Source organism: Priestia sp. 10L35 (assembly GCF_056395685.1).
Genome location: NZ_JBFTKA010000002.1, coordinates 885850 through 899234 on the forward strand (window position 1 = coordinate 885850; position 13385 = coordinate 899234).

10 protein-coding genes are annotated in these 13385 nt (G+C 38.6%); all 10 read right to left on the minus strand.

Going from position 1 to position 13385, the window contains the following annotated elements:
- Positions 1-79 precede the first annotated feature (79 nt).
- The 10 genes from AC1DEF_RS10515 to AC1DEF_RS10560 all read right to left on the minus strand — a co-directional run bounded on the left by AC1DEF_RS10515 (position 80) and on the right by AC1DEF_RS10560 (position 13374).
- Positions 80-1240 carry a Ger(x)C family spore germination protein gene (locus tag AC1DEF_RS10515; protein ID WP_230184721.1) on the minus strand — a complete coding sequence of 387 codons (1161 nt, stop codon included), beginning with the start codon at positions 1238-1240 and terminating at the stop codon, positions 80-82.
- Entirely contained in the window at positions 1240-2763 is a 1524-nt protein-coding gene (locus AC1DEF_RS10520) for a spore germination protein (protein ID WP_052500347.1), read from the minus strand. Before AC1DEF_RS10520 ends, AC1DEF_RS10515 begins: the two co-directional genes overlap by 1 nt.
- Positions 2750-3847, minus strand: a complete 1098-nt coding sequence (locus tag AC1DEF_RS10525; protein ID WP_255255719.1) for a GerAB/ArcD/ProY family transporter — start codon at positions 3845-3847, stop codon at positions 2750-2752. Before AC1DEF_RS10525 ends, AC1DEF_RS10520 begins: the two co-directional genes overlap by 14 nt.
- Positions 3848-4040: 193 nt before the next feature.
- Entirely contained in the window at positions 4041-4619 is a 579-nt protein-coding gene (locus AC1DEF_RS10530) for an HTH-type transcriptional regulator Hpr (RefSeq protein WP_043981939.1), read from the minus strand.
- Between the two features lie 232 nt (positions 4620-4851).
- A complete protein-coding gene (locus tag AC1DEF_RS10535; protein WP_043981938.1) occupies positions 4852-6066 on the minus strand; it encodes a cystathionine gamma-synthase family protein in 1215 nt (404 codons plus the stop codon).
- 381 nt (positions 6067-6447) lie between these two features.
- Positions 6448-7497 (minus strand): 2,3-butanediol dehydrogenase, encoded by a 1050-nt coding sequence (locus tag AC1DEF_RS10540; protein ID WP_097823678.1) that lies wholly within the window; start codon positions 7495-7497, stop codon positions 6448-6450.
- Between the two features lie 54 nt (positions 7498-7551).
- Positions 7552-9429, minus strand: a complete 1878-nt coding sequence (locus AC1DEF_RS10545; protein ID WP_097823679.1) for a sigma-54-dependent Fis family transcriptional regulator — start codon at positions 9427-9429, stop codon at positions 7552-7554.
- Between the two features lie 264 nt (positions 9430-9693).
- Positions 9694-11073, minus strand: a complete 1380-nt coding sequence (lpdA, locus tag AC1DEF_RS10550; RefSeq protein ID WP_097823680.1) for a dihydrolipoyl dehydrogenase — start codon at positions 11071-11073, stop codon at positions 9694-9696.
- 15 nt (positions 11074-11088) lie between these two features.
- Positions 11089-12315: a dihydrolipoamide acetyltransferase family protein gene (locus AC1DEF_RS10555; protein ID WP_097823681.1), complete on the minus strand. Its 1227-nt coding sequence runs from the start codon at positions 12313-12315 to the stop codon at positions 11089-11091.
- Between the two features lie 24 nt (positions 12316-12339).
- Complete coding sequence (locus AC1DEF_RS10560; protein WP_013082775.1) at positions 12340-13374, minus strand: alpha-ketoacid dehydrogenase subunit beta; 1035 nt, start codon at positions 13372-13374, stop codon at positions 12340-12342.
- Positions 13375-13385: the final 11 nt, after the last annotated feature.

The following is a 13385-nucleotide window of genomic DNA, read 5'->3' on the forward strand; positions in this document are numbered from 1 at the left end:
TATTTTATCTATTCCTCCACTTTTGTCCTTTGTTTAATGAGTTAACATTATCAGGTGAGGTGTGCAGGTTTTCAGTATGTTAATCTATAGTCGGACCTATTCGCTGTTTGTTTCCATGCTTAACCTGTACGTTGACCTTCACATTTATTGAGTCTTTTGTTAAAGGAATTGCCCCGTTGCTTTGAACAGCCTTCCATTTACGCAGTTCTTTTTTATAAAGAACATGAGAAAGCCTGTAAACATCGCTGTTTATACTTAAGCCTTGCGCGTACGTTTCCATAATTTGTTTCTTAATTTTCTGTTCAGCTTCTTTTTTTATAGTCGATAGTTTTTCGTGCTGCGGCATAACTAAAATCGTTGTTTTTGCACGAACTTTTATATTAAATGTTAAATTACTACCGTTTATAACAGGTTCAATTTTTACTTTTTTCTTGTCTACCACAAGATCAATATCGGAATGATCAGGGAGCCTTACCCGTAAACCAGCTCGTACAAATTCATCCGTTATCCATCTAAGTCCTTTGATTTTATTCTCTGAAAAAACTCCTTTTAATTCAGATGATGTAATAGCCACTGCTCCGTTTACTTGAATAGCTGTTTCTTTTTTTTGATCCGTTGTTAAATGTTCTTTAGTCTGAACGAGAGGAATATTTACTTCGTGACTAGGTTCATTAAGATGGATAATGAGCTCTCTTAAATCGATTGGTGGAATAAACGAGTTTTGCTTAAAAATCACTTTAGGATCGCTCAAGCGAGAAAGAGCGTTCGATACTTCGAACATAGGCGTAGCTAACAACGTTTTTTTCAAAGGACTTTTCGTAGCATACATCCAGATGTTGTATCTCGTTTCCCGATAACGATCTAAAAAATCTACTGCCGATTTGACAGCGCCATGCTTTAACGCATCGTCCGTTAAAACAAGGAAAGCTAAGTGCCCAAAAAAGATTCTGCGCTGAGAAATTTGATAATATCTAAAAATAGCTTCATCAATGGTTTTCCCTGTTGCATAACCAACTTCTACTTTGACTTGACCCGCGCCAGCACCGCTTGCCTCGGATTTTGCTAACAAACTTAAATTGATGGTCTGCAGGTAAAGAACGTAACGGTTATCTTTAAAATCTACCCCCATTCCTTGTGCATATACCATTTGTTCCGGTTCATTCGTATCCCAGCATCCCGAAAGAAACAATAAAAAAGAGCTCATAATAAGTATAAGTAAATTCCTTATATTCCCTTTCACTAACTTTCTCCTTTTTCGCGTGTGGAATCGCTTGGGTTAAGCATACTAGCTCTTGTTGCTTTTTTACTTTCGGGAAGACGGAAGAGAGATTTTAAAATATTTTTCACGTCTAAACGGGTTGCTAACTCAAAATATGGCACACCAAACGTTCTGATGTTTGTAATATAGATCATGACTAAAAAGATGGAAATAAAAAATCCAAAGAAACCTAAGATGCTGACACAGATAATACAAAAAAAGCGGATTAGTGAAATTGTTCCTATAAGAGACTGATTCGCTAGCGTAAACGTAGCAATTGTAGAACCTGCAATGACAACAAGCATGGCAGGACTGGTTAAACCGGCTCTAATGGCTGCATCACCGATAATAAGCCCTCCAATTACACTGAGGGTCTGCCCGACAGAAGTCGGCAGTCTAAACCCTGCCTCTCGAAACAATTCAAATAAAAGAAGCATTAATATTGCCTCAAGAGAGGTAGGAAACGGAACACCTCTTCTTGCTTCAACAATCGTAGCTAACAGGCTGAGCGGAAGCTGATTTTGATGAAAAGCCGTCATTGCAACCCAAAAACCCGGCAAAAAAGCAGCGATAGAAAGCCCGAAGATTCGAAGAATACGCTCAAAAGAGCTGTATAAATATGTATTTTCTTTATCCTCAGATCCCTTTAATAAGTAAAAAAGGTTAATGGGTGTAACATACGCATATGAAGTTCCATCAATTAATATAATAAACCGGCCATTTAACAGAGATTGAACCGCAAAATCAGGTCTCCCTGTATAAGCGTGGCGAGGAAAAAAGCTATACGGATTTTTATTAATGAGCTCTTCTAACTGTGTTCCGCTGAAAATACCGTCGATATCGATATCTCCTAACTTTTCCATAATTTCGTCAAGTATCTTCTTGTCAGCTACATCTTCCATGTATAAAATGCTTACTTTTGTTTTTGTTCGTTTTCCAATCTCTAAAGAGTTTGTTAACAAGGAAACTGATTTAAGACGCTTGCGAATTAAAGCAATATTGACAGGTAAGTCTTCAATAAAATTATCTCTAGGACCCAATATGGTTACTTCATTTTTCGTTTCTTCTGGGCTTCTTTGAGGACGGTCCGAAATATCGATAGAAACAACTGATTGTGGTGATCCAAAATCAATGAATAATTTCCCGGAAAAAATTTCTGAAACTGCCTGTTCTTCATCTTGAACGATGGAAACTGAGGGAAGATTTAATAATTTTATGATCTTGTCTCCTTCTACTTCACCCTCTAACTTAGCACAGCATTCCTCTAATTTTTTAGGAATCATTTCATATAGCATTTCCGTACTAACTAGACCGGTACAATAAATCATAAGCACTCGTTTGTTATAAAAATAAACGGTCTCGAAGTTAATATCGCTGCATTTTCCAAATAAATCTCTTAACGTACACTCATTGATTATCTGAGCGCGAGAAGAACTTTCTTTTAAAAGACTTTCCGCCTCTTGTTTTTTAGAGCTGTAGTCTTTTTTCTTCTTAAAAAATTCCACTCTTATCCCTCCTTGTTTTATGAGAAAATAGAAAGACTATGACTACTAAGAAAAGAGAGAAAGCAACAAATAACCAGAAAGTAGCCGGTATGATTGTAAAAAATAAAAGATTTGAAAAAGCAAAGTCCGTTATAGGAGCCAGCGTACATACAGTAATAACCACTAGAATGAGTAAAAGAAACCTTTTTTGGCCTTTTTGAAACGAAACTAATTCTTTCATAATAAAAAGAAAGGTCGAAATGCGGATAAAGGTACCCGACAACCACTGATAAATAGATAGAAAGTCGATATGTTCTATAAACTTTCCAAGCGATGCAATTCCCCATTCTTCATAGGGAGGGAAACGTTGCTTAGAGGCTTCTACAGGGCCAAATTCAGTAATTGCTCCAATGAGAGGTCCAATCGTAAGGCCTGTTAAGAGAATTGCAGCCACCGCTAAATGCTTATAGCGTATAGGCTGCGGTACTTTGTGCTGCAAAAAGAGCAGCAGCAGCAGCTCTACCATCCCTGATCCTTGAAATACAATACTTTTAATAACAGGAAAATAGCCATTTTCTAAAACAGGCTGCAATAAAGAATAATCTTTAAATTGAAAGTTTGTAAAAGAAACAAAGAAACCTAATATTACAATAAAAAATAAAAGAAATACGTTTACAATACTAATCGTTCTAATACTCGTAGCGGCAAGTAAGCAACAGGTAAAACCAAATAGTAAAACGAGAATAATTAAAGGTGTTCGCTGAAGAAAAATAATATTAATCCACGTAATCGTCTCTCGTAAAGTGACGATCTCCATAAGGGTCAAATAAACGATTGTAAGAAAAATAACGACATTGGTAAATGACTTATTCACATGCTTTTTCATCCATTGAAAAAGATGTTCGCCTTTTGTTTTTTTATTTACATATACGAGTAAAGGAACCCATATGAGTGTTAAAAGACAAGTAAGAAGAACGGTGATCCAAGCATCTCGTCCTGCCGTTTTAATTAATGGAGATATGAGCATCACATGAGTTTTTAAGCCAATAAACATCATTGAAAGAAGGATCAATTGAAAAACAGAAATCGAGTCTGACTTATTCATGGTAATCACTCCTTCTCTTCAGAAAATTTACTACTGGTAGCTTATCCTAAATTTCTCATAATATAATGGAGAATCATTATTCGAAAAATAAAAAAGAGCTGTTTTATACGTCGTATTTCTCACGTATAAAACAGCTCGCCTGTTATTCACTTATTTTCATGAAGCCCTATTGTCTGCATATTATTCACTGCGTTCAATTACTAGTTAGCTGGACTTCTTTCTTATCTTCATTTTCTTCTATTCCCGCTTCTTTTATATTCACAAAAGGTTGATCAGCAACGGTCACAAGCTCGCCGCCGCAAACATGGCGAACAACGGTTACTAGCTCTGGAAAAGCGGGGAATTTGCCGTATAACGTTTTTAAAGGAAGTGCGCCTTTACATATCTTACTGTTATGTGGTTCATACCCTTTGAGCGTATCAAGCAATAATTGTTCGCCATTTTCAGTCAATTTGATGTAGGTGTTTCTTTTATCATTTTCTCTTTTGGACAAATGCAGATATCCCTGATTTTCTAATTTTTTTGAAAAATTAAACGCTGTAGAGATATGCATAGCTCCTAAATTAGCTAACTCTGACATAGAGATTTCTCCCGTGTTACTAGCTAAACATAAAATATGATGCTCATTTACGTTTAGTCCATAAGGTTTCACCCATTGCTCCCAGTCATCTTCCGCAGCTCTCCAGATGGCTTTACTTACCTGCATTAATTTTAATCCAAACAATGATGCATCTTTTATTGTGTATTCACTTTCTTGTTCTTGTTTCGACATACTATCATTCCTTATTTGTAGGCTGTTGTAAGTTAGTTTATTTTTAAAACGCGTAAAAACATTTTTATTTCATCTAATTTATCAGTATACCTACAAAATCAGACGAAAAAATACACGTACAGTTTAATTTATCAGCTTTATTCCACAAAATTTCTATAATTCTGAAGACGTGTCTACCAACTAAAAAGAGGTACTTACTTTATTTTTATTAAAAAAAGTAATGCGCGTCTTTTTAATTACTAATAGATGATGCGGATTCCAAGTGAGTAAATGCTTGTGCTAAGTCTGCAATTAAATCTTCCGTATCTTCAATTCCTACAGATATGCGAACCAGTCCTTCGGATATTCCAAGAGCTTTACGTTCTTCAAGCGTACATTCTACGTGGCTAGTCGTTCTTGCTGGTCCATAAATTGTTTCAACCGCTCCTAAATTGCCGGCTTTATTTGCATACGTTAACTTTGGCAGCAAAATTTTAATAGCTTCCATTTCTCCTTTTAAAACAAAGCTTAATATCCCGCCAAAGCCTTTCATTTGTTTTTTGGCAATATGATGATGAGGGTGTGTTTCCAATCCAGGATAATAGACGGCCTCAACCGCTTCTTTCTTTTGAAGAAATTTAGCAATTTCCAAAGCGCTTCGCTCTTGTTGACGTATACGTAATTTTAACGTTTTCATTCCTCTTAAAATAAGATACGCTGACATGGGATCCATGGTCGCGCCATTGATCTCACGGTAGTGATACACATGCTTCATTAATTCTTTAGAGCCGCATACTGCTCCTCCTAAGGCATCCGCATGTCCGCTTAAAAATTTTGTTGCGCTGTGAATGACAAGATCCACCCCTAATTGAAGAGGGTTTTGATTAATAGGTGTCGCAAACGTATTGTCAATAATGACGACTGCCCCTACTGCTTTTCCTGCTTTTGCTATTCTTTCAATATCAATAATTTTCATCGTAGGATTTGTAGGTGACTCTAAATATAGCACTTTACATCCTTTATTTACTTCCGCTTCAATTTCTTCATGATTCCCCGTATTGCATAAGGTTACATCCACTCCGATGTTAGGAAGGAACTCAGTGAAGATTTTATTTGTTCCTCCATATGTATCTTTTACCGATACGACGCGGTCTCCAGGTTTTAAAAACGTGTATAAAGTGCTGCTAATAGCCGCCATGCCGGAGGAAAATGCGACCGCTTCTTCTGCTTCTTCAAGTATCCTTACTTTTTCTTCAAAAGCTTTAACTGTAGGATTACTCATGCGATTATACGTATAGCCTGGTTTGTTTCCTAACGCAACTTCTTGCCATTCGTCTACATCATCATAATTGTAAGCTACGCTGAAGACGACAGGAACTTGAGTGGCATTGTAAGCAAGGGATTCTTTTTCTCCCGCCCATACCGCTTTGGTTCCGTCTTGTACATTTTTAAACTGTTTGTCTGTCATTCACTCATCACCTCTGATTTTATTAATTAGATAATGATTAGATTATATATTGTATACAATATACTGTATATAGTACAGAATAATCTGATAATAAAATAACCATACTTACCTTATTCAATTTAAAGAGGTTGAGACATAACGAAATGAATCCAATCTAAAGACGAACAAATAGGATAGATGAGCTGAACCGCTTATGACACGGCAGTTGATTTCCGCTTTTCCCGCAGGAGTCCTCGTCTTGCCCTGCAATCGACTGCTAGAAGGGCCTAAACAAACCGAACATACGCTCACGCTAACAAAAAAACGAACCACTAATCAAAAATTTTGATCAATGGTTCGTTTTTTACTTCGCCTAAAATACTTTTGTCCCAGCCTCTTTTTTTATTCAGCTTTCACCAAAATTTTCACCTGTTCCTTTTCTTTTAACAATGTCTCAAAACCTTCTTCAATTACATTCTCTAGCTTGATACGTTTTGTCACCAGTTTATCAGCCGAAAAATAGCCTTTTGCCATTAAACTAATAACCGCTGGAAATACATCGCGGTAGCCAATAATACCTGTTACTGTACGCTCTTGTAAAACGATTGTTTGGGGATGAATGGACGCTTCTTTTTCAAATATGCTAACAATCATTGTCTCCCCGCCACTTTTGGTAGAATTAATGGCTTGAGTTAAAACTAAGGGAACACTTGTCACTTCATAGGAAACGTCTACACCTCCGCCTGTGCGCTTATGTACTTCTGCTACGGGATCGTATTCTTGCGGGTTAATCACAATCGCCCCAAGTTCTTCAGCATTCTGTCTGCGCTGTTCCGATAGTTCGATCGCATAAATTTCAGATGCACCCGATGCTTTTAACGCTTCAATAACTAGCAAACCGATTGGCCCCGTCCCAAATACGGCGGCTTTATCTCCTACCTTTAGTTTGCTTTGACGCACAGCATGAAGAGCCACAGCTGAAGGCTCTACGAGAGCTCCTTGCTCGTAAGACACCACTTCTGGTATTTTATGAATCATTTCTACCGGTATAGAGGCATACTCAGAAAAACCTCCGCCACCTCCGGCAAGACCATAAAACCCCATTTTATTACAAAGATTATACTTTCCTTGTTTACAGTTTTCACACTCTCCGCATGCATAGATAGGTTCTACCACTACTCTGTCTCCGACTTTTACATTCGTAATACCTTCTCCGATTTCTACAACTTGTCCAGAAAATTCATGTCGCAGCACAACCGGCGCTTTATCTTTACTTAATGGATGGGGTTCTTCTGTAGGAATAAAAATAGGTCCTGCCGTGTACTCATGCAAATCACTTCCGCAAATTCCACACCATTCTACTTTAATTTTCACTTTTCCTTGAGAGACAGTAGGTTCTGCAATATATTCTAACCTTACATCTTTAACGCCATGCCATCTTAATGCTTTCATTCTACTCAGCTCCTATCCTTATTTAAAAATTTAAAACAGCTACGAACTCTCAGCTTACAAATTGAATTTTTTTAATCTGTTATAAAATGTACTTCTTGGTATATCTAACAGCTTAGCGGCAAGTGACACATTTCCCTGTGTTTTACGTAAAGCATCCATCATTAAGTCTTTTTGAACTTTTTCACGAAATGTGAGTACGGGGGGGGACGTAAAATCATTGTCTTCTATTTCTTGTGAAGTATCAGAGTTAGAGATGTTCTTTTGGCCACCAAGACTTAAAGAACTCAAATAATTCAATATCTTCTCTTTTTCTGCTTCTGTTTTAAGCGAGATCTTCAAGCGTTCAAGTACATTAAATAATTCTCGAATATTGCCGGGCCACTGATAATCTATTAGTTTATCTACTAATTCCTTGGGGAAATTCATATTCCAAGCATTCTTTTGACAAAAGTAGCGCATCAGATGTGGAATATCTTCTTTCCTTTCTCGCAAAGGCGGAACATGCACGGGATACACGTGAAGCCGGTAATATAAATCTTCTCGAAACTTCCCTTCACTGACAAGTTGACGAAGATCTCGATGAGTAGCGGTAATAATACGGATGTCTACCGGAATTTCCTGATTGCTTCCAACAGGCGTTACCTTGCGCTCTTGCAATACTCTTAACAAAGAAACTTGCATAGAATGAGGAAGTTCACCTATTTCATCAAGAAAAATCGTACCGTGATTAGCCTGCTCAAACTTTCCTTGATATCCTTGACGCCGTGCTCCTGTAAATGCTCCTTCCACATAGCCAAATAATTCACTTTCCATAAGTTCTTTCGGAATAGCACCACAATTAAGAGCAATAAAAGGCCCGTTTTTACGCGAGCTGTTTTCATGAATTGTTTGAGCTATTACTTCTTTTCCGGTACCTGTTTCCCCTAAAATATAGACTGTTGTATCCGTAGGAGCCGCATGCTTTATTTCTTCTAGTGTTTGCTGAAAGGAACGGCTTATGCCTGCTTCCCCTTTAAAAGAAAATGATTGAGCAGGGATCTGTGTAGTTGTTTGGTTGTGGTGCGCTTCTTCTGATAAATAAATAATCTTTCCAATAGAATGACCGTGTCTTTTTGAAATTACAGGCACTTCCATCACTATACGAAACCCCTGTTGTACAATCGTATTTAACTGCAGACCTGACCATTTTGGTATACATTCTCGCAAGGTTTTGCTTGCTCCCACAATCACTTCTTTGTAATTGCAAAGCAGCAAGAGCTGTTTGCTATCAACAAAATTCATAGAAGCGTGAACCAACTCAATTTCGTCTTTGTGCATTCGAATGCTTAACTCCCGCTCAATTGTATACGCAATGGACGTAACCATTCCAAGTGTATAAGGGTGAGCTCTGTTTACAGGACAAGAAATATTAATAATCCCAATTAAATTTCCGTCGTCATTTCGAACAGGCGCTGCCGAACAGCTCCATTGATGCGAAGCAATCGAATAATGTTCTGTACCCGTTATCATAATGGGCTCTTCCGTTTGCAGAGCCGTACCGATTGCATTTGTGCCTACTTCTTTTTCTGTCCAACAGGCACCTTCCACAAAATTAATTTTCCTTGCTTCATTCAGTGTAAGTCTATTTCCTGTAATAGATAAAATATAGCCTTCTGGGTCAATTAATAAAGCAACCATTCCTAAGTCCGCCGCTGATTGTCTGATTCTTTCTAAGTGCGGCAAAGCCGTCTCAAGAAATAAAGAGTTCATTTGTTTTCGAGAATGAAAGTCTTCATTTCTTAAAATCGATCTGCCTTTATCTAGGTAAGGATTAACATCTGCGCTTTTACAACGATGCCACGACTTTACAATAATGTCGTTTAACCTTGAAGGTTCAAGTGCTCCTTCGTTTACAAAACGTTTCCATGTGTTTAAAGAAAGTGTGGATTCCATTTTTTACCTCTCCCCTATAAACTTAATTGAATATAGTAAATCAAGGCTTGTTACCATTATTATAAATCACAAAGAAAACGTTATCATTACCAAATGATAGATTTTTAAACTCACGTTATGTAAAAATTAATAAAGAAACTAGACGAGGATGCAGGAAAACTACTATACCGCTTCCGTGATTCCTTCATCCTCTAGTTATCTTTTTGAATCATTCATTTTTACTTTTTATCCTCAAAAAGTTTAATAACTTGGACACCTGCGTAATCAGGAGTGAACGGCCTGACCCGCCGACTGCAAAAGAGCTTCGTGAATGGCTTCAGATAATGTAGGGTGGGCAGCGATAAAGTCTTCCATTATATCTGTGGTCAACTCTCCGTGCATCATAATGGTTCCTTGTCCAATTAATTCTGTAGCATGTGAACCTACAATGGAAAGCCCAATAATTTCATTAAACTGCGGTTCTACGATTACTTTCACTTTTCCAACGGACTCATTTGCAATCATTGCTTTACCATTTGCCGTAAACGAGAATTCTCCGACGCGAATATCGCCGTATTCGCTTCGAGCCTGCTTTTCTGTCATACCGACACTTGCAATTTCAGGGTGAGTATAAATGCAGCGGGGTACAGCTCGATAATTTACGCTCTTATCTTTTCCGCATGCGTGCAAAGCAGCAACTGTGCCTTCATGAAAGGCGACATGAGCAAGCTGAATTCCGCCAACTACATCTCCACAAGCATAGATATTAGGTATATTCGTTTGCATATGCTCATTAACATCAATTCCTTGTTTTGAAAAATGTACGTCAACCTGTTCTAAACCCAAACCTAGCACTCTAGGTTTTCTGCCAATTGAAATTAATGCATACTCAGCCTGCAGTTCATGCAGCTCTTCTTTATGTTTAAATAGAGCCGTTTTATGTTCTGGCTTCATTTCCGTTAGCGAAGCGGATGTATAAATCCCTACGCCTTTTTTCTCTAATTCTTCCTGTAACGTCAATGCGATGTCGGCATCTTCACCAGGAAGCAGCTGATCTGCCGCTTCCACAATCGTTACTTTTGTTCCCATTTGGCTGTAAATGCTTGCAAATTCACATCCAATTACACCTCCTCCTACTATTAAAAGAGATGAAGGGATAGCAGGCAGCGACATTGCTTGTTTACTGTGAATGATCCACTTTCCATCAAAAGGAGCAAATGGCAGGCTAGCAGGTTCTGAACCCGCAGCAATAATAAACTGTTCAGCCTCTATCTCTTCTACGTGATTTTCGTTTCGCACGGCTAGACAATGATTTGTCAAAAAAGAAGCTTCTCCTTTTATGACTTTAATACTGTTCTTTTTCATCAAATAGCCGATTCCCCTGACCAAGTTTTTAACAATGGTTGTTTTATGATGCTGAACGCCATCCCAGTTAATTTTCACTTGTTCTAAAGGAAGATTGATGCCGAATTGCTCAGCTTTCTTAATTTTCTCATAGGCTTCCGCGCTTGCTAATAGCGACTTTGTTGGCATACAGCCCTCATTTAAACAGGTTCCACCTAAATCTTTTTGTTCGATTAACGTAACTTGTTTTCCTTGCCGGGCGGCAGTGATTGCCGCCACATATCCTGCTGGACCGCCTCCAATCACAACTAAAGGTTTCACGGAATGCACCCCTTTCTATAAGAGTAGTAAAATAGGCTGTTCTAAGTATTGTTTAATAGTTCCAAGGAAATTAGCTGCAGGTGCTCCGTCCAGTACGCGATGATCAAACGTCAGGCTTAAAGGCAGCAAGTTTCTTTTTTGTAATTCGTCTCCTTTATACATCGGTACATCTTCAGTAGCTCCAACACCAAGAATTCCTGTTTCAGGCGGGTTTAATACAGGTGTAAAATACTCTACTCCGTAAGCACCGAGATTAGTAATAGTGAATGTAGAACCTTGCATTCTATCAGTGCCCAGCTGACCTTGCCGAGCATCTGCTGCTCGTGTTTTGATCTCTGCAGCTAATTCAACTAACGACATCTTTTCAGCATGTTGCATAACAGGGACAACTAACCCATTTTCTAAAGCTACGGCCATTCCAAGATGAACATGGTTATAGAGATGAATTTCGTTATCTATATAGGCACTGTTCATTTGTTTATGTTCTTGAAGTGAAAGAACAACAGCGCGAGCAATAAAATCAGTTAGGGATATCTTCACCTTATGGCGTTGTTGGATCACATCTTTGATTTCCCGTTGAAGAGACAGCAAATCCGTCACGTCAGCTTTCATATTAATTGTTAATTGGGCACTGTTTAATAAACTACTATGCATTCGACTTGCAATGACTTTTCTCATGCCCGCTACTGGAAGCGTTTCTTTTTGTATAGCTTTATCTATTTCTGCTGGTGGACGACTCGCTTCTGAAGCTCTTTCCGCCAGCACTTTCTCTACATCTGCTTTGGTGATTCTTCCTTTTGGTCCTGTGCCTTTAATCGTTTCAACATTAAGGTTTTCAGATTCTGCTATTTTCCGTGCAATTGGTGAAATAAGCACCGTTTCTTTCCTCTTTTTTGATGGAGCTGCGTTTGCTGGTGGCTCTTCTAAAGAGATAGCAGCCGCTACCTCGTTTTTAGGTGCTTGCAGCTCATTTGCTGAACTGTTTTGCTCAGTGAGCTGCTCGTTTGGCTTTCCAACATAACAGATAATCGTTCCAGGAGGCACTCCTACATCTTCTTGTACAAGAATATCAAGAATCACACCGTCCTGCGGCGCTTCAATATCCATTTCGATTTTTTCAGAATTAATGCTTGCAATCATATCTCCTTTTGAAACGGAGTCTCCAACTTTTTTGTTCCACGTCGAAACAGTTCCTTCTTTCATTGCCATACCTAGTTTTGGCATTACAACCTCTGCAGCCATTTGCTTCCTCCTCCTTTTCTTTAATTACACGCTTAGAAGCGATTTATCTCCTAGTAACTCCGATACAACTTCAATTACTTTTTGTGGTGTCGGCAGATAAATATCTTCTAATGGAGGCGAAAACGGCACAGGTGTATGTGGTGCTGTAATTCGTTTAATAGGTGCATCAAGCATGTCAAATCCTTTATCAGCAACTAGCGCAGCAATATCCGTTGCGATGCTGCATCTTGGATTGGCTTCGTCAATGACAATTAATCGATTCGTTTTTTCTACAGAAGAAAGAATGGTCTCTTCATCAAAAGGTGATAGACTTCGCGGATCGACTACTTCTACATCAATTCCCTTGTGAGACAATTGATCTGCTGCCGTAAGTGCAGTATTTACTTGTTTTCCAATTGCTACAATGGTTAAATCTGTTCCTTCGCGTTTCACGTCAGCTTTCCCTAACGGAATTGTATAGTAGCCTTCAGGAACCTCTCCTTTCATGTTGTACAATGTTTTGTCTTCAAAAAAGATAACCGGATCATTGTCTTCAATAGCTGCTAACAATAATCCTTTTGCATCGTAAGGGTTAGAAGGCACCACTACTTTAATGCCAGGAATGCTAGTGAATAAAGCGTACAAGCTCTGAGAATGCTGAGCTGCAGCCCTAAACCCTGCCCCATGAGTCGTTCGAATCGTGACGGGCACTTCAGCTTTTCCTCCAAACATGTATCTAAATTTTGCGCCTTGATTCAGCACTTGATCTAAACAGCAGCCAATAAAGTCATTAAACATTAATTCTGCAACCGGTCTTAACCCTGTAGCTGCCGCTCCCATTGCAGCTCCTATATAAGCTGCTTCTGAAATCGGCGTATCAAGAATTCGTTCACGTCCAAATTCTTGCACAAGCCCTTTTGTCACTCCAAGGACCCCGCCCCACGCCTCATCATCTTGCAAGTGGTCAATTTCCGCTCCGCCAGCTACATCTTCTCCCAAAAGAATCACATTCTCATCTTTTCGCATCGCTAGTTTCATAGCTTCATTAATAGCTTCAGACATGCTTAATTTTCTAGTCATTTCCTTTTCCC

Excerpts from the sequence above, each read along its gene's own strand:
- AC1DEF_RS10525 (WP_255255719.1), bottom strand. The coding sequence starts at position 3,847 with ATGAATAAGTCAGACTCGATTTCTGTTTTTCAATTGATCCTTCTTTCA.
- AC1DEF_RS10530 (WP_043981939.1), bottom strand. The coding sequence starts at position 4,619 with ATGTCGAAACAAGAACAAGAAAGTGAATACACAATAAAAGATGCATCA.
- AC1DEF_RS10535 (WP_043981938.1), bottom strand. The coding sequence starts at position 6,066 with ATGACAGACAAACAGTTTAAAAATGTACAAGACGGAACCAAAGCGGTA.
- AC1DEF_RS10540 (WP_097823678.1), bottom strand. The coding sequence starts at position 7,497 with ATGAAAGCATTAAGATGGCATGGCGTTAAAGATGTAAGGTTAGAATAT.
- AC1DEF_RS10545 (WP_097823679.1), bottom strand. The coding sequence starts at position 9,429 with ATGGAATCCACACTTTCTTTAAACACATGGAAACGTTTTGTAAACGAA.
- AC1DEF_RS10555 (WP_097823681.1), bottom strand. The coding sequence starts at position 12,315 with ATGGCTGCAGAGGTTGTAATGCCAAAACTAGGTATGGCAATGAAAGAA.
- AC1DEF_RS10560 (WP_013082775.1), bottom strand. The coding sequence starts at position 13,374 with ATGACTAGAAAATTAAGCATGTCTGAAGCTATTAATGAAGCTATGAAA.